The organism is Thermosynechococcus sp. HY213 (genome assembly GCF_031460975.1).
GTDB lineage: Bacteria > Cyanobacteriota > Cyanobacteriia > Thermosynechococcales > Thermosynechococcaceae > Thermosynechococcus.
This window is the reverse complement of sequence record NZ_JAVKVB010000011.1, coordinates 403,939-421,117: the sequence shown is the minus strand read 5'-3', so window position 1 is coordinate 421,117 and position 17,179 is coordinate 403,939. Positions and strand designations below refer to the sequence as shown.

General features: G+C 52.4%; 15 protein-coding genes. 10 read left to right on the top strand and 5 right to left on the bottom strand.

All coding sequences use genetic code 11. The features are described from left to right. Positions 1 to 22 precede the first annotated feature (22 nt). From RHK62_RS07545 to RHK62_RS07535, 3 genes are all read right to left on the bottom strand, one after another. The gene (locus RHK62_RS07545; RefSeq protein WP_302678328.1) at positions 23 to 1,111 is read right to left on the bottom strand and encodes a patatin-like phospholipase family protein; all 1,089 of its coding nucleotides are present in this window, start codon (positions 1,109 to 1,111) and stop codon (positions 23 to 25) included. 2 nt (positions 1,112 to 1,113) lie between these two features. Beyond that, positions 1,114 to 2,055: a diguanylate cyclase regulator RdcB family protein gene (locus tag RHK62_RS07540; protein ID WP_310453517.1), complete on the bottom strand. Its 942-nt coding sequence runs from the start codon at positions 2,053 to 2,055 to the stop codon at positions 1,114 to 1,116. A gap of 160 nt (positions 2,056 to 2,215) precedes the next feature. Further along, positions 2,216 to 3,733, bottom strand: coding sequence for a dynamin family protein (locus RHK62_RS07535; RefSeq protein WP_310453516.1), 1,518 nt, complete (start codon positions 3,731 to 3,733; stop codon positions 2,216 to 2,218). A 328-nt stretch (positions 3,734 to 4,061) separates the two neighbouring features. Between RHK62_RS07535 and RHK62_RS07530 the strand changes: the two genes are divergently transcribed. Continuing rightward, on the top strand, positions 4,062 to 4,364 hold the full coding sequence (locus RHK62_RS07530) for a DUF3181 family protein (RefSeq protein ID WP_206200224.1): 303 nt from the start codon (positions 4,062 to 4,064) through the stop codon (positions 4,362 to 4,364). A gap of 2 nt (positions 4,365 to 4,366) precedes the next feature. Here RHK62_RS07530 and acsF read toward each other — a convergent pair whose 3' ends face one another. Continuing rightward, positions 4,367 to 5,431 (bottom strand): magnesium-protoporphyrin IX monomethyl ester (oxidative) cyclase, encoded by a 1,065-nt coding sequence (gene acsF, locus RHK62_RS07525; protein WP_302677543.1) that lies wholly within the window; start codon positions 5,429 to 5,431, stop codon positions 4,367 to 4,369. 274 nt (positions 5,432 to 5,705) lie between these two features. On the opposite strand from acsF, the gene RHK62_RS07520 reads away from it, so the two are divergent. The 3 genes from RHK62_RS07520 to RHK62_RS07510 all read left to right on the top strand — a co-directional run bounded on the left by RHK62_RS07520 (position 5,706) and on the right by RHK62_RS07510 (position 8,811). Further along, complete coding sequence (locus RHK62_RS07520) at positions 5,706 to 6,434, top strand: biliverdin-producing heme oxygenase (protein WP_310453515.1); 729 nt, start codon at positions 5,706 to 5,708, stop codon at positions 6,432 to 6,434. Positions 6,435 to 6,472: 38 nt separating this feature from the next. After that, the gene (gene hemN, locus RHK62_RS07515; protein WP_302678321.1) at positions 6,473 to 7,855 is read left to right on the top strand and encodes an oxygen-independent coproporphyrinogen III oxidase; all 1,383 of its coding nucleotides are present in this window, start codon (positions 6,473 to 6,475) and stop codon (positions 7,853 to 7,855) included. 107 nt (positions 7,856 to 7,962) lie between these two features. After that, the gene (locus tag RHK62_RS07510; protein WP_310453514.1) at positions 7,963 to 8,811 is read left to right on the top strand and encodes a fatty acid desaturase; all 849 of its coding nucleotides are present in this window, start codon (positions 7,963 to 7,965) and stop codon (positions 8,809 to 8,811) included. Here RHK62_RS07510 and RHK62_RS07505 read toward each other — a convergent pair. Continuing rightward, a complete protein-coding gene (locus RHK62_RS07505; protein ID WP_206200219.1) occupies positions 8,803 to 9,552 on the bottom strand; it encodes a DUF928 domain-containing protein in 750 nt (249 codons plus the stop codon). The two genes, RHK62_RS07510 and RHK62_RS07505, sit on opposite strands and share 9 nt — an antisense overlap. A 370-nt stretch (positions 9,553 to 9,922) precedes the next feature. Here RHK62_RS07505 and RHK62_RS07500 point away from each other — a divergent pair, with 370 nt between their 5' ends. The 6 genes from RHK62_RS07500 (at position 9,923) to RHK62_RS07475 (ending at position 17,159) form a co-directional block, all read left to right on the top strand. Next, positions 9,923 to 11,602, top strand: a complete 1,680-nt coding sequence (locus RHK62_RS07500) for an alpha/beta hydrolase (RefSeq protein WP_206200218.1) — start codon at positions 9,923 to 9,925, stop codon at positions 11,600 to 11,602. Positions 11,603 to 11,616: 14 nt separating this feature from the next. Continuing rightward, entirely contained in the window at positions 11,617 to 13,098 is a 1,482-nt protein-coding gene (locus tag RHK62_RS07495) for a cobyric acid synthase (RefSeq protein WP_310453527.1), read from the top strand. A 96-nt stretch (positions 13,099 to 13,194) separates the two neighbouring features. Next, on the top strand, positions 13,195 to 13,548 hold the full coding sequence (locus RHK62_RS07490; protein WP_310453513.1) for a hypothetical protein: 354 nt from the start codon (positions 13,195 to 13,197) through the stop codon (positions 13,546 to 13,548). A gap of 38 nt (positions 13,549 to 13,586) precedes the next feature. Further along, the gene (gene trpD / locus RHK62_RS07485; protein ID WP_302678320.1) at positions 13,587 to 14,606 is read left to right on the top strand and encodes an anthranilate phosphoribosyltransferase; all 1,020 of its coding nucleotides are present in this window, start codon (positions 13,587 to 13,589) and stop codon (positions 14,604 to 14,606) included. Next, positions 14,596 to 15,462, top strand: a complete 867-nt coding sequence (gene nadC / locus RHK62_RS07480; RefSeq protein WP_206200214.1) for a carboxylating nicotinate-nucleotide diphosphorylase — start codon at positions 14,596 to 14,598, stop codon at positions 15,460 to 15,462. Before trpD ends, nadC begins: the two co-directional genes overlap by 11 nt. 53 nt (positions 15,463 to 15,515) lie before the next feature. Next, positions 15,516 to 17,159, top strand: coding sequence for an iron ABC transporter permease (locus RHK62_RS07475; RefSeq protein ID WP_302677552.1), 1,644 nt, complete (start codon positions 15,516 to 15,518; stop codon positions 17,157 to 17,159). Positions 17,160 to 17,179: the final 20 nt, after the last annotated feature.

Sequence of the window (17,179 nt, the reverse complement as noted above, 5' to 3'; positions counted from 1 at the left end):
TGAGCTATCTCCTGATGACCCCCTATGGATCAACCATGGGGGGTATTGATTTTAAAGCAACGTTGTGATTGAGCAGTGCTGCTGTAGAGGTTTTTAACTCATCGGGATTCAAGAGTGCTGCCGTAGAAGCCTTTAACTCCCCATGGGTTTGGCGCAGGGTTCTCAGGTTCTGCGCAAGGGTGAGGATCGGCTCAATGGCTGCCTTGGCATCGGCATACCCTTGTGCTTGCAGGGCGGCAATGCGATCGCTCCGGAAATCGAGCAAGCTTTCTAGACTCCCCAGTACAACCGTGTTTGAAGTATTCAGCACTGTCTGTGGTCGAATCTCAATGATTGTCAAATTAGGGAAGTCATAACGATTCCAGGGCACCCCATCCTCAAGGTGAATGACAATGGCATGGGTACAGCCCCGCTGCGCCAACGCTCCCAAGGGCACATTATCCTGAAGTGCCCCATCCACATAGGTTTGACCATTGACCTGTCGCTGCGGAAAGGCCAAAGGAACGGCCGCACTCGCCAGCAGCAAGTTCAATAACGTCTCTGGGTCATCCATATCCTGTGCCCGCAGCCACTCAGCTTTTGTGCCTGTCCAAACGCGACACATGTCAATCAATGTCATCAACAGGTTATAGCCCAGACCCGGAATTTGCAATGAGGGAAAAACCGTTACCCAAAGCTCCGTACCCCGTTTCAGTTGGTTGTAGTTTACATAGGAGTGCACAAGTTCTTCGATCGGGCGCGGGTCAAAGAAGGAATAGCATTTGGGGAGAATCCCCGTCACTGTCAAAAAAGTATTGATCCATCCCCCAAATTCAGGTAAGGCAGATTGGATGCCATAGCTGATGAGAATGCTGAGCCAGTTGGGGTTGGCGGAGATGATATTGGCGGCACCAATCTCACGCCAAATCTCCTCGAGCTTGCTCACACCCCGAGCCAATTGCTGGGGATAGCTGGCAATGATGGCGCCATTGAGGGCACCGATACTGGTACCTGCAATAATGTGCGGTTCAAATCCCTGTTCAGCGAGGTAGCGCAGTGCCCCCACTTGGTAAGCACCTTTGGCACCACCACCCGTGAGGACTAAACCAACTTTTGAACCAGTGTTTAGCATAATCACTCCTTGGATTTCAGAGACTGGAGGGAATGCAACGTTGCAGCGGCAGTTTCATGAACAATCCGCTGAATGACTTCTTTGGCATCTAGGGTATAAGGAGGGTGCTGAAGGACAAAGGAAGGCTGCTGTTGGCAGTATAGTGTTGACATATTGTGCAGCAAGGGATAGGAGTCTGAATAGCGGCAACTCGCCAGAATGTCGTAAACGATCTCTGTATCCTCTTGTGCTGTTGCTTGCCGAGTTACTTTTAGCAGCGTTGCGGTACTGAAGAAATGCTTGGGTAAGTAGTGCCGCTGGTGCGCCAAAATTTCATTCACCAGTAGGTCGCGATAATAAGTGACTTGTTGTTCAAGTTCTAGGTAGGCAATGGAACTGTTGTAGATTTCGCGGGCTAAAAATAGGATTTGGATAGCCCAAGGGAGATCGTGATAGCTTTGGCCACTTCGCCAGAGAGAGAAAATGCGATCGAAATCTTCCCGTGCCGTCACTCGCCGTTCAAGGGTAGCAATACGTTTCTCTTGCTCTTGAAACTTGCGATCGCAGGTCTCAATTAAACTATTCAATAAACTATTCAATGCCTGCGTGTTGTGATTAAGCCCCTCACGAGTTTCTCGAAGAGAGTGCTGCGTAGCTACAAGACATTCACGAGTTTCTCGGAGGGAGTGTTGGGTAGTGACAAGAGCATACTCAGTAAATTGCAGCTTTTCAATCAGTTCATTGGTAATGCTCAGTAATGCTTCCTGTCCTCGGGTCAAGTTTTGGGCAAGAAGGGTATCTTGCTGGTAAGTGCGACCTGTTAAACTATCCAGTAACCTACCCAAAAAACCTCGATTGGCGCGATACGCTATCAAAGACTGATTTGTGTGAATGCTGTTAGCTAAATCAATCAGTAGCTGATCATTGGCAAGAGGGATTCGCTCTTCAATGGCTAAGTAATTCATAAAATCTACAACGCAAAAAATTACTTTAATCGACTTAAATAAATCGGCATCATCAGCAGTCAGGGAGTACTGGGGGCTAGGTTAGCACAAAAGATAAAAAGTGTTGACACTGTAGGGTAAGGAAAGTCGAATCTGCAATAAAATTTAATAATTTGTCAACTCAGTATTCACCTTCAATACTGCTGATCAGAACTTGCTCTACTCGGCTCGAATAAATTGAAATATCACACTTCACTTTTTGAGCATCCTCCTCGAGCTGCTCTAGTTGCTTCATCACTTCTTTTTCAACCTCAAGTATACCTAGGGTTGCTTGATAGCTTCTTTTTCGCAAATTAATGTCTTCAAGAAGCTTATGAATAAAGCCGTGAGTGATGTTTAGAGATTCCCTGATTACTTTCGGTGCAGCAATTTTAATGAGTTCACTAATCACTTTAGTGAAAAACTGATAAAATCCTGAGCGTTCATACCACTGCTTTCTAGCTTTCTTAGTAAACGCGTCTTTGTCAATCTCTTTTAAGTTTTGTTCCCAGTCATCCCTAAGAATTTCTCTTGCCAAGTCTTTGGCTTCAGGTCGAGTCCGCCAGTCTTCTCCTAAGCCATGCTGCTTCAGGAAACGAGCAGCACAATAGGCTCGTTGGGCAGATACCTCGAAAACATGAGAGCTAGGAATTCTAAATTCCTGCTGCACAAACTCCCGCACTTCTTCAGGAGTCATATCCCCTCTGCGTCGTTGATCAACTTTGTTTACGAGGGCATAGATATTTTCAGTTCCACCACGAATCTCAGCAATTGCCTGAACGGTTTCTTGAACACTTTTAGCCGCTTCGGTCTTGAGCTGGGTAAAGTCTAGGACAACCAAAATGAGACTACTACGCTCAAGTTGTTCAGCAAAAATATTCTTGATTTCTAAGTTCTCGCCTGCTTCGTTAGGACCTGGAGTGTCAATAATGACAAGGTTGCCCAAAGCGGTGTTGATAGCCTCGCCTTCAGAGGTAAAAGGTGCTACTCTGATCTGGGGTAGCTCCCGCATCCGCTTTACAGGGTTGTAGGCAGGAACTATTTGGCTGGCTAAACGTACCAAATCATTCATTAGTTGCAGGGCTTCACGCACACTTTCGACACCTGTTGTTTCTTCTTTGAACAAAGTGCCGTCATTCCTGATAATGTTTTCAAATGTGGTGTCAAGATGAGGATATTTCTGTAACTTAGCTTTAACGTTGTCACGATTCCTATTGTATTCTTGGCGGATTTTCACCGCTGCCTTTTTGAATAAAGCGAGGGTTTCTTCGGGGACAAAGAGAACAGGTTCAGGGTAGTTTGTATCTAAAACGATTTCCGTTGCAGTAGCGGTCATGGCAGTATTGCGAGCAGGCAAAAGCGGTTGACCGACAATTGCATTGATAATCGTGGATTTGCCGGCTTTCATGGGGGCGACCACGGACATGCGTAGAGCCATTTCCTCAACGTTGGTGAGGGCTTGCCGAATCGCTGCTGTACCTGAAAATTCTGTTTTTTCTTGAGATGAATCCCTCTCTGCTGTTTTATGGAGGCTGTTGTAGCGTTCAACAATGCCAACGGTCTGTTTCAGCAAATGAATGACATCTTGGCGCAAGTCTTCTAGTAGGGTCTCACTTGGCTGAACGTCTTGGGGAATGCCGGGGGGGATAGCCGTAGCCATACAATCAGCAATTAAGAGCAATTAAAAGAGAACTGATGCCTATGGTAGCACAAAGAATAAAAACTGTTGTAATCTACAGCTCTTTCCTAAAAGAAAAAGGACACGCTCCCTGTAAACATTGATTTTGGCTGCTTTGAGCGCATTCAGGACTTAGGGAAAAGACCGTTAGGGTTTTAGTTCTTAACAAAAATTAATGATTAGCCTTCTATGGGTGAGCCTGATCCTTGTCCACAGGTGTTTTCCCGATTACTATCCCATGATCGGTCTGTTTTAGCGATCGCCCCCCTTGACTGGTACAAATAGAGTGAATGAAAAAGCGGTGACCTAAATGAGTCGTACCCCCTTAATTGAACGTCTTGCGGCTGAAATTGGCCGCGATATCTATATGGATGTGGCCAAATGGCATCTGTATCTCGCTGATGCCAAGCTGGCAGCCCCCCTTGCCGAAGCCTTTTTGCCCCTCCTAGAGCAGGGGGAGGTTAATTCGGCGCAGGTCACGAGTGTCTTGCAGGAGGTTTCAGTTCCCCTTGGCGGGGGTCAGCAGTCCCTTTCCCTCGATCGCCTGATTCCCAAGGCCAACCAAGAGCTGCTGGTAGAACTACTCAACCGTTTTCGCCAAGAGGAGCTTTAGCCCTAGTGCACGGTGCCCCATTCCTGTTGGGCATTGACGGGGGGCAAGAGATACAGGCGCAACAGGTGGCCGGCGATCGCCAACTGGTGAGGAAGCTTCCGCAAGGCCTTCAGCCACTTGGGTTGCTTGCTGGCTTCAATGGCTTGGAGTTTTTTATGGATTTCGACACAGCGTTGCAGCCGCGGATAAAAGTCAGGGTGATCGACATTGAGCACCACCGAGAAGGTGCGAGCGGCCGTTTCATTGGTTTTGGCAATGACCTCGCGATCGAATTCCGTGGCATCAAGACCAAGGGCTTCATAGAATTTGGCACGCTCATGCACCGTCAGCGTATGGGTGGCAAACACCGTCAGCAGGAAGAAGCGCATCCATAGTTTGGCACCCCAGCCTTGAATCAATTGGGGTTGGGAGTGGATCAAGGCCTTGAAAATATCGCCGTGGCGGTTTTCGTCTTGGCACCAACTTTCAAAGTAGTTAAACAGGGGATAGAAGGAATGTTCGGGGTGCTTTTCTAGGTGACGGTAGATGATGATGTAGCGCCAGTAGCCAATTTTCTCCGATAGATAGACGGTGTAGAGCACCCATGGCAGGGGGAAAAACGTGTAGGTACGCGCCTTAGAGAGATAGCCCAAGTCCATGGCATGGCCAAAATCCATCATTGCCTTGTTGAGAAACCCTGCGTGCCGCGCTTCATCCCGTGCCATGAGGTGAAAGATTTCCGCCAAGAGAGGGTGGCGATTCTTCAGCTTGCGCGAGAGTTCCTTAAAGAGCAAAAACCCTGAAAACTCAGAGACACAGGAGCGCTCGAGGTAGTCAATAAAGGCTTTGCGGGTCTGTGCATCCAAGGTGTCCCATGTGCCTTTGAAGGCGTCGTCGCGGACAAAGTGATGGCGGTTGTAGTCTGCCCGCATTTCCGCCAACATTGCTTCGAGTTGTTCCTGCTGGCGACTCAGGTCAAGTTTTGCTGCCTGTTCAAAATCTGTTGTGTAAAAGCGGGGGGTTAAAAGGTTTTCGCGAATAGTTTTAACGCTCTGACTCGCATCGGGATTGGGGGCGATCGCCACCATAAGCCTTTCACTCCTATAGAACTAAACCTATGCAGGTCATACCGTTTTACTATACTATATCCCTCAGGACGGTCAATAACCGTCTTGACGATTTTGCAAAAGTAGGCAGTTTTGTAATGTTTTTTGAAGTTTCGCTTGACAGCCATATGGTCAAAAAGTAATACTCACCCTTAGTTTGCCCTTCTGCCCCCGTTCAGCCCACGGCCATTCGTCGTTGGCAGGATGAACTCATCTCAAAAAAGATTGTTAAAAACTGATTTCAGGAGTTACAGGTATGACCGTGCTCTCCCTTGCGCTGCGGGAAGGAACTGCTGAGGCTCACAGCTTGGCCGAACACACCGCCTTCATGAAATGTTTTGTCCGCGGGTTGATTACGCCGAGCCTCTTCCGCCAGTTCTTGGCCAATCTCTACTTTGTGTACACTGACCTCGAAGCTGCCTTAGCCAGTGCTACGAGCGATCGCCTGCGGGCGATGTATTTTCCCGAACTCAACCGCAGTGGCCAACTGGCCGAAGACTTGGCCTTCTACTACGGCGACAATTGGCGCGATCAGATTACCCCCCTCACAGCCACTCGCGTTTACCTCAGTCGCATTCATGACCTCGCCCAAAGTGATCCTCTGTTGCTCATTGCCCATTCCTACACCCGCTATATGGGGGATCTCTCTGGGGGACAAGCCCTGAGTAAAATTGTGCGTTCCCAGTTAGCGCTCCCCGAAGGCAAGGGCACCGCCTTTTACGAGTTTCCAGCCCTGCCGACCCCAGAAGACAAGAAAGCCTTTAAGCAGCGGTATCGGGAAACCTTGGATAGCCTCAGCCTCGATGAGGTCGCGATCGCCCGCATTGTCAAGGAAGCCAACTTTGCCTTTACCCTCAACTGCCACCTCATGCACGCCCTAGAGTCGGAGCTAAAAGCCACCGTTGGCGAGCAGGTCTGGCAGTCCGTTGTTGAGAACCAACCGAGTCGGCGGGAGCAACCCCGTCCTGAAGCTGTTGCCGTTTAAGGCCCACTGTTGATCTTGTTAGGAGCTTGCAAACATCCATGAGTGTGGTTCAGCCAATTCAATTTGATGGGGCATTGCTGCAAAAATACGATCGCCCCTTGCCCCGCTATACCAGCTATCCCACGGCTGCCGAGTTTACTGCTGACTTTGATAGCCATTGTTTCCAGCGGGAACTGCTGCGGAGTAACGCAGGGCATCTGCCTCTGTCCCTATACGTGCATATTCCCTTTTGCCAAACCGCCTGCTATTTTTGCGGCTGCAATGTCATCGTCACCCAAAGCCAAACGATTGCCAAAACCTACTTGGATGCCTTAGCAGAGGAAATTGCCCAAGTGGCGGCACGGCTGGATCGCACTCGTCCAGTGATTCAAATGCATTGGGGCGGCGGTACCCCCAACTATCTCACCATTGACCAAGTGGAATCCCTGTGGCGGACGCTCACCCACCACTTTGAATTTGCCAACGATGCCGAAATTTCCATTGAGGTCAATCCCCGCTATATCGACCGCGAGTATCTCTTTCGCTTGCGCGATCTGGGCTTCAACCGCATTAGCTTTGGTGTGCAAGACTTTGATCCTCAAGTTCAGCTGGCTGTCAATCGGGTGCAGCCGGAGGCGTGGCTCTTTCAAGTGATGGAGTGGATCCGCGCTGCTGAGTTTGAGAGTGTCAACATTGACCTGATCTACGGCCTGCCTTTTCAAACGGTGCAATCTTTTGAAACCACAATTGCCAAAACAGTGCGCCTTGACCCCGATCGCATTGCGGTCTTTAACTTTGCCTATCTTCCCAATTTGAAACCCATCCAAAAGCGAATTGACCCTGCTACCCTACCCGATGGCACGACCAAACTGGCCATTTTGCAGCGGGTCATTGAAACGCTAACTAGCCAAGGTTATCAGTACATTGGCATGGATCACTTTGCCAAGCCCACGGATGAGCTGGCGATCGCCCAAGCAGCAGGAACGCTCAAACGCAACTTTCAGGGCTATACGATCCTGCCCCCTGCAGATTTGATTGGCTTTGGTCTGACCTCAATTAGCATGTTGCAGGAGGCCTATGCCCAAAATCAGAAGCATCTAGCCACCTACTTTAGTGACATTGCGGCGGGGCAATTGGCTACAGAACGCGGGATTCAACTGCGCCCTGAGGATCTGCTGCGCCGCACCATCATCATGGCACTGATGTGCCAATTTACCTTGGACAAGGGGGCGATCGCTCGCCAGTTCCAGCTGGACTTTGATGCCTACTTTGCTCCAGAGTTGGCCGCACTCCAGGACTTGGCTGCCGATGGCCTGATTCATTTAGGGCGCGATCGCCTAGAGGTCACCCCCGTAGGCCGACTCCTCATCCGCAATGTGGCTGCCGTCTTTGATACCTACCTGCAACACAAATCTGGTAAGACATTTTCTAAGGCCATTTAGGCTCAGCCGAGGATTGCCCTGAGGATTGTCTTGGTGGCTCAGATTCTCTAGATTACAACTTGATTTCAACTTGCGTCTAAATCTGCACACGGTGTTGAGGAGTGCCCATGTCATCATCCCTAGAACTCCAACCTGAAACTGCCCGCCTCAATTGGGCCTTTGTGCTTTTTTTAACGACGGTTCATGTCTTGGCCGCGGTTGCTCTCTTCTTTTTTTCTTGGTCAGCCTTGGCGGTCACCATCTTTCTCCACTGGCTCTTTGGCAGCATCGGCATTTGCTTGGGATACCATCGCCTCCTGAGTCACCGCAGTTTTCAAGTGCCCCAGTGGTTGGAATACATCATTGCTGTTTTGGGTGCCTTGGCCATGCAGGGAGGTCCCATTTTTTGGGTGGCCGGTCACCGCTTGCACCATGCCCACACCGAAGATGAAGTCAAAGATCCTTACTCAGCGCGGCGGGGCTTTTGGTGGAGCCATATGCTCTGGCTGGTCTATCCCCATCACCAATTTTTTGAGGCTGAGGAGTATGCCCGCTTTGCCCCAGACTTGGTGCGGCATCCCTTTTACCGCTGGCTGGATCGCTACTTTTTGCTGCTGCAAGTGCCCCTTGCTTTGCTCCTCTATGGCCTTGGGGGTTGGTCATGGCTGCTGTGGGGGATGTTTGTGCGGGCGGTCTTCCTCTGGCACAGCACGTGGTTGATTAACTCCGCCACCCACAAGTGGGGCTATCGTCGCTTTGAGACCGATGATAACTCTCGCAATCTTTGGTGGGCAGCCCTCCTCACCTACGGCGAAGGTTGGCACAATAACCACCATGCCTATCCCCACGTGGCCAAGGCCGGCTGGTACTGGTGGGAAGTGGATCCCACTTGGTGGGTGATTCGCACACTCCAAGGACTGGGGCTTGCCTCCAAGGTACAGTTGCCCCCCTCCACCGCCCTGTCTAAGTTACCGTAAATTGCGCCGGCTGCGGTGGGCGATCGCCAAATTGCTCAGGCGATCGAGGCCAACCTCCTCAGCGGTCATTAACTCTGTCCACAGGGCATTCACCTTGGGGTCAGTTGGCTGTTGCTGCCGCAGTTTGACCAATGTCTCGAGGGCATCGTACCACAGGCCATGGCTAGCCAGCAGGTTATAGCGTTCTACAGGACTGACCTGGGGCAGTTGCTTGTTCGGGATCCTTGGTAGTGTTACCCGCCGTACCCAGCCTTCCACAAAGCGAATCTGTGATGGATCAGGATCTCGGGGATTGCAAATGAGACTCACCGTCCAGCGGTAGTCCACCCCCTCCTGTAGGGGCGGTACGTCACCCGCCAACGTAATACTGTCTAGGCGCGGGCGATTGGCCATCGGAAACTGCTGCTTGTAAATTTGCACCTGCGTCCCGTCGGCAAGGTTCTGAAAGAGGGCAAACTCAAGAGCTTGGTAATTATTGGCGGGTAAATACCAGTAAAACGTGGGGCGATTAACTGCCGTTAAACCAATATTACTTGCTGGTACTAGGGCGATTAAATCCGGTTCGTTCGCCGCTGTTTGCACTCTACAGACGCCGCGGGTGGCTGCCCCCTCCCGATTCCCCGGCCGGGATAGGTTTTTGGGGGGCGTAAATCCCGCCCAACTCAGACCCGCATTGAGGATGAGTACGGCCAAGCTCCAAGGAACGAAATATCGCAGTGACGTGAAAATAGGGCGTTTCATAGGTCAAGATCCTTAATGAAAAGCGGTAGCGGGAAGTGTTAGGGGGGCCTATCGTTAATCTTTGGTCATTTCCCTACCTGCCACACTACTACCATAGGAGTTGGGTGTGGGCTGCGGGGTGATAGCGCCAACGAGATGGTGATGATGTCCATCACGTACTGGTATTGCGCTGGCTCACAACCTGAGTAGTTTTCAAGACGAGGACAGCACCCTAGCAGTTCCAAAGTGGCGCGGGCATGATGTCAGCAGCAGGCATATTAGCAAAGGGCTATCTCTATACTGGAAAGTACCTATAGAATTTTTGCGCTGAGCGCTGTTCCCACTACTTTTCTAAATTTCTTGATCTAGTGGTGTTGCGTGACTCCTCGCTGTGAACACTCTCTCCCTTAAGTGGTTTCTCTTGCCCCCCTTCAGTGTTGTGGCGGGTCTCAGCATCTTTTTGGTGGGATCAAGGGGGCTGTCGGCAACGGCAGCAGAACGGATTATTTTTCGCTATGGCCCCTTCGAGCGATCGCTCCCCATTGCTGATTTAGAACGCTTTGCTACCACTGGCCAAGCCTCCCCAGAACTCGCCAGCTATTTACGGTTATTGCCGCCTGTGCATCAGCAGCAATTGCGGTTGGCCTTACAAGAACGGCTGCGCCTCTCGCCGGTGGCTGTTGCCCAACTCCTGTATTCCCCCCTTGGTCAAGAATTGATGGTGCAAGCGGGCCGAATTCTCGAAACCCAAAGCCGCCAAGAAAACGCCCGTGCCCTGCGATCCGCCCTGATTCTCGCTGCCACTGATCCCAAGGGTCTGACCGCGTTGAGTGTGATGCGCCATTACCCCTCCCCCAGTATCCGCTTTGATCTCAAGGAAGGACTCGCGATTCTCAAAAACTTCCAGCATACAATCCGCGAAACAGAGACAATTCTGGATGTTGTTCGTCAACAGGCGATCGCAAATCAGCCAGAATCTATTCCTGCCAGTGTGCAATCACTGCCCCAACCGGGGCCTTGGCGGTGGCTAGAGATGCCTTGGACAGCAGTGGATGCATCGCCTCGGCGGTTGCAGTTGACGGGACATTCCCGCCCCATTGCAGCGGATCTCTATCTACCCATCGTTCCTGCGGGACAGCGGGTTTCAGTGGTCATCATTTCCCATGGATTGGGAGCCAATCGCTACAGTTATCGCTATTTGTGTCAACATCTGGCCTCCCATGGGTTTGCCGTCATTGCCCTAGAGCATGTGGGCAGCTCCACCCGTCAGTTGCTGTCCTTTGCCATAGGCCATGTCACTCCTAGGGTGGCGGCTCAAGAATTTCTGGATCGCCCCCTCGATGTCACGTTTGTCCTCAATCGTTTAGGGACATTTCCTGAGCAACTCTATCCTTGGGCAGGGCGGCTAGATTTGGAGCGGGTGGCAATGATTGGTCAGTCCTTTGGCGGCTACACGGCTCTCGCCCTCGCGGGGGCACCGTTGGATTTTCAACAACTGCGGCGACATTGCACAAGAAGTGTTCTCGACTCGTTTAATGTGTCACTGCTGCTCCAATGCCAAGCGCAAGCATTACCACCAAAGGTCTATTCCCTACAGGATCCCCGTGTGCAAGCGGTGATTGCTGTTAACCCGATTACCAGTGCTGTCTTTAGTCCTGAATCCTTGAGGCAGTTGAAAATTCCCGTTATGTTTGTGGCTGCCAGTGACGATCCGATCGCCCCAGCGGTCGAGGAGCAAATTTATCCCTTTACATGGCTGACGACGCCCGATCGCTACTTGGTGTTGATAGACGATGCCACCCATTTCTCAACCATTGGTGAGGCGGGTCAAAATGAACCGGTGCTGCCTGTGCCCCAGTCCCTTGTCGGTGCCATGCCCCCGCGATCGCGCACCTATCTGCGAGGATTAAGCTTAGCCTTTTTACGCTTGCACCTTCTAGGGGATGAACAGGCACGGCAATGGCTGACACCGGCCGCAGCAATGGCCTTGAGTTCGCCCACCCATGGCCTGAACCTGACTCAATCCCTAGCCCCGGAACTGTTGGAAAAGGTCCCACAGGCAGCGAAGTAATGATCAACTCGACCATGAATGCTAAATCCCTGATGGTGGTGGGCACCAGCTCCCATGCCGGTAAATCTCTCCTCACAGCGGTGATTTGTCGTTGGCTGGCGCAGCAGGGCTACCGTGTCACTCCCTTTAAGGGACAGAATATGGCCTTGAATGCTTACGTCACCCGTGAGGGCGGTGAAATTGGCTATGCCCAAGCAATGCAGGCCTGGGCGGCAGGGATAGAACCCGAAGTGGCGATGAACCCGATTCTCCTCAAGCCCCAAGGCAACATGACCTCCCAAGTGATTCTCAAGGGGCAGGTGGCGGGGGTCACCCAAGCAGCAGACTACTATCGGGACTATTTTGAGCGGGGTTGGCAGGCGATTACCGAGGCCTTGGCGGATCTGCGACAACGCTTTGACTGGATTGTGTGTGAAGGTGCAGGGTCACCCGCAGAAATTAATCTCAAGCACCGCGATCTCACCAATATGCGGGTGGCGACGTATCTTGGGGCACCGACGATCCTTGTGGCGGATATTGATCGGGGGGGCGTCTTTGCCCACATTGTCGGGACATTGATGCTTCTTGATCCTGCTGAGCGATCGCTCATTCAGGGGATTGTCATTAATAAATTTCGTGGCCAGCGATCGCTCCTTGACAGTGGTGTGCAATGGCTAGAGGAGACCACAGGAGTACCGGTGTTAGGGGTGATTCCCTGGCTCGAGCGCCACTACGCTGCCGAAGATTCCCTTGATCTATGGGATCCGCGTCCCCAACGCCAAGGGGCAGACTTGAAAATTACAGTCATTCGACTACCGCGTATTGCCAACTTCACCGATGTCGATCCCCTGCTGGCGGAACCCAGTGTCTCCCTTGAGTTTCTACCCCCCCATCGTCCCTTGGGGCAACCCGATGCCGTGATCCTGCCGGGGACGAAAACGACGATTGCTGATCTCCACGTCCTACAGCAAACGGGGATGGCAGCGCAACTACAAGCCTACGCTGCCCAAGGGGGAACCATTCTCGGTATTTGCGGTGGGTGGCAGATTTTGGGTACCACCATCAGCGATCCTCTGGGCTTAGAGGGCTGCCCCGGCACCTATAAAGGACTGGGACTCATGCCGCTGCACACGCAATTGGGGGTAAGCAAATGTACCCAGCAACAACAAACCCAATCCATTTATTTCCCCGGTCCTGAGCCGATCGTGGGCTATGAAATTCACCAAGGCCAAAGTGAATACACAGGCGATCTCAACGGTTGGCAGCCCCTTTTTTCTGCCTCAGAACTCGGCCTTGTTAACACGGCGGGCACGCTTTGGGGCACCTACCTGCATGGGCTATTGGAAAATGGTGCTTGGCGTCGCCATTGGCTAAATGGGTTGCGATCGCGCCGGCAATTACCCCCCCTACCCACAGCCATTCCCCACTATGCCGAGCAACGGACTGTTGTACTGGATCAACTTACAGAAGCCGTGATGGCTCACCTGAACCTAGAGAGCATTTGTAAATTATGTTGATGTAAAAATTTCAAATTGTTAGCAATTGTCATCCCTTGCAAATGACTCCCCTAGACTGAGGAACGATGTGCTGATGATAGGGAGTGCAAAAGGACAATGACAGTGGCTGCTTCTTGGTCAGTGGGAACCTTAATTGTTTCAGCGATCGCCGCCCTGAGTGGCTTAAGCTGGCTCTTGTACACAGCTTATCAAGAGGAAAAACAATGTCCCCTGCGGGAGTATTCCCCCCAAGAGGCCTATGGTGAAACCCTCTGGCGCATGATCTTTGTCTATTGGCTCGTCTATTGTGGTGCGCGGGGTCTGCAAATCGCTGTACCATTAGAAGGCACTGATTTAGGTCAAATGTGCAAAATCACCGCACTCTTGGCCTTTTTGCTCACCACCTCTTCGCTGCTTTGCTTACCGATGCACTATTGGCAGGCACGCCAGCGCCAGCAACAACTCAATTAACCCTCGATTCGTCTCCTCCAAGGTTCAATTAAGGTTCAATGTGGTCTGACCTGCTCCAACAACTCCTCGATCGCCAAGCCCTGACGCAAGAGCAGGCCACCCAGTTAATGCAAGGATGGCTGGCAGCAGAAATTCCCGATGCCCTCGCCGGTGCCATTCTCACGGCATTACAGTTCAAGGGGCTGACGGTTGAGGAACTCACGGGTATGGCCAAGGTATTGCTGGCGCAGTCCGCCGCTGCACCGCTAAATTTAGCCGAACCCCTCATTGATACCTGCGGCACCGGGGGCGATCGCGCGGGTACCTTTAATATCTCCACAGCGGTTGCCTTTGTTGTCGCAGCAGCCGGTGTCAAAGTGGCTAAGCACGGCAATCGTTCCGTCTCTAGCCGCGTCGGTTCAGCGGATGTCCTTGAGTGCCTTGGGATCAATCTTGCTCACAGCGATCCCGCCTTTTTGCTCAAGGAAGTGGGGATTACGTTTCTCTTTGCCCCCGGTTGGCATCCCGCCATGAAAGCCGTGGCTCCCCTGCGCCGTACCCTGAAAATTCGCACCGTCTTTAATCTCCTCGGTCCTTTGGTGAATCCGCTCCACCCCACAGGGCAGGTGATTGGTGTCTTTAGCGATCGCTATCTTGAAGCCATGGCCGGCGCCCTCCAACGTCTCGGACGCCAACGCGGGATTGTCCTCTATGGTCGCGAAGGAGTGGATGAAGCCACCCTCGGCAATATGACCGATCTTGTCATGTTTAGTAGCCCTGAGGAATCGCTGCGCCAAGAAGTCCTTGATCCCCAAGCCTTGGGACTCGCCAGTGCCCCCCTGAGGGATCTGGCTGGAGGAGATGTCCAGACCAATGCCGAGATTCTTACCCAAGTTCTGCAGGGCAAAGGCACAACGGCTCAGCAGGATGTGGTGGCGCTCAATGCCGCCTTAGCTCTCTACGTGGCAGCAGTCGTTCAAGATTGGTGGGAAGGGGTGGATCGGGCAAAGGCGATTCTGGCCAGTGGCGCCGCATGGGACAAGTTACAGACATTGGTGACGCTCTCCAATGAGTCCTAGGGGGTCTGCCTATTTGCCGCCGTGGTGTGTCCTAGATCCCCTCTTGGATCAATGGTTACAGGAGGACATCGGGCGGGGCGATCGCACCACCCAAGCCCTGCATCTCCAAGATCGCCAAGGAAAAGCCCATATTCGTCTCAAAAGTCAGGGAGTGATTGCCGGTCTGCCCATTGTGGAGCGGGTGTTCCAACGCCTGACAGCAGCAGTAGTGTTTACCTACGAGCAGGCCGAGGGCACCCTTTGTGAGGCGCCGACAATTGTTGCTCGCATTGAAGCTCCCCTAGAAACCTTACTCCTAGGTGAACGGCTGGCTCTCAATTGCCTGATGCGCCTCAGTGGCATTGCCACCCTCACCCGTACCTACGCCCAGCAAATTGCTGACTTGCCAACGCAACTCGTCGATACCCGCAAAACAACGCCCGGACTGCGCCTGTTAGAAAAATATGCAGTGGCGGTGGGGGGCGGTGTCAACCATCGCTTTGGCCTTGACGATGCAATTATGATTAAGGATAACCACATTGTGGCAGCGGGGGGCATCACGGCTGCGGTTGAACAAGTCCGCCAATCCAGTCCCTTTCCCTTGGCCATTGAGGTGGAAACTGAGAGCCTAGAGCAGGTGCGCGAAGCCCTCTCCTTGGGGGTAGAGGTGATCATGCTTGACAATATGCCGATTCCAGAGATGACCCAAGCCGTGGCGATGATCCGCGCCGCAGCCCCCCACACTAAAATTGAGGCCTCTGGCAATATCACCCTAGAAACCTTGCGAGCAGTGGCCTTGACAGGGGTGGACTACATTTCTACGAGTGCGATAATCACGCGATCCCCTTGGCTAGACTTTAGTTTGACCATTCTTTGAGTCCTCTCTACCTCTTGCCCACAACGTTAGTACCTATTTTGGGAGGTTGCCCGATGTTGAAATCCATGAGAATGCCGCAGTTGGTGCAGCTCAAACCTTGGGAGTTAGTGGTGTCACTGATTGCAGTGGTCATTGCGATACCGATTTTGGTCATTCTCAGTCAACTCTTTGTGAATACGGGTGACACTTGGCATCATTTGGCCACAACCGTTTTACCCGACTATTTACTCAACTCCCTCTGGCTAATGTTGGGGGTGGGAGCAGGGGTGATTGTCATTGGTGTCAGTACTGCTTGGCTGGTCACCAACTGTCAGTTTTGGGGGGTGCGCTGGTGGCAATGGCTACTGTTAACCCCCTTGGCAGCACCCGCCTATGTTTTGGCCTATACCTATACGGAGTTTTTTGCCTTTGAAGGTTCGATTCAGGCATGGCTACGGGAACTAACGGGCTGGGGCTACGGTGACTATTGGTTTCCCAATATCCGCTCCCTTGGCGGGGCGATCGCCATGCTCACCCTCGTTCTCTATCCCTATGTCTTTCTCTTGGCGCGGGTAGCCTTTTTGGAGCAGGCCACCTGTAGCTTAGAGGCCAGTCGTTCCCTTGGCTGTGGGCCTTGGCGCAGTTTTTGGACGGTGGCGTTGCCCCTTGCTCGGCCAGCCATTGCTGCCGGCACCAGCCTAGCGCTCATGGAAACCCTGAATGATTTTGGTACTGTGCAGTACTTTGGCGTGGATACCTTTACCACAGGCATCTATCGCACATGGTTTGGCATGGGCAATCGCGTGGCCTCAGCTCAGTTGGCAGCTGTTTTGGTGGTGATTGTTTTTGCCCTGCTGCTCGTGGAGAAATGGTCTCGGGGCAAGGCACGCTATTACAATCGCGGGAGCGATCGCCCCATTCCCTACGTGCTCAAAGGCTGGCGAGCGGCTTTGGCTTGGCTGGCCTGTGCCCTACCGGTGTTCTTTGGTCTTCTACTCCCCGGCGGGTTGCTCCTCTACTTGGCCATCAGCTACCAACAACTGCACCTCAGCCGTGAATTTTTAGAACACGCCAGCCACAGCTTGATTTTGGCCACCCTCTCTGCGGTTTTGGCGGTGGGCATTGCCCTGCTCTTGGCCTATGGGCATCGCTTGCTGCCAACGGTTTGGGTGCGTTGGGGAACACAGATTGCGGCGATGGGCTATGCCATTCCCGGTACGGTGATTGCGGTGGGGATTCTCATGCCCTTGGGGTGGCTAGATAACATCATTAATGATGTCACTGAGCACCTGTGGGGGGTGGAAGTGGGCTTGATTCTCAGTGGCACCATCACCGCACTGATCTATGCCTACTTGGTACGCTTTTTGGCGGTTTCCTTGGGCAGTGTGGAGGCCAGCCTAGTGAAGATTCGTCCGTCCTTGGATGAGGTGGCGCGGACATTGGGGCGATCGCCCTGGAATATTCTGCGCACGGTTCACTTGCCGCTGATGGTGCCCGGCCTTTTTACCGCTGCCCTGATGGTCTTTGTCGATGTGATGAAGGAATTGCCGGCCACATTGGTGATTCGCCCCTTTAACTTTGATACCCTAGCCATACAGGTTTACCGCTTTGCCTCTGATGAGCGACTTCCCGAAGCCGCCTTAAGTGCTTTGGCCTTGGTGGTCGTCGGTCTCATTCCGGTCATTTGGCTGGGACGGCAAACCCGCTGGGCAGATTAGGGAGTTCGGTTTACCGTTTA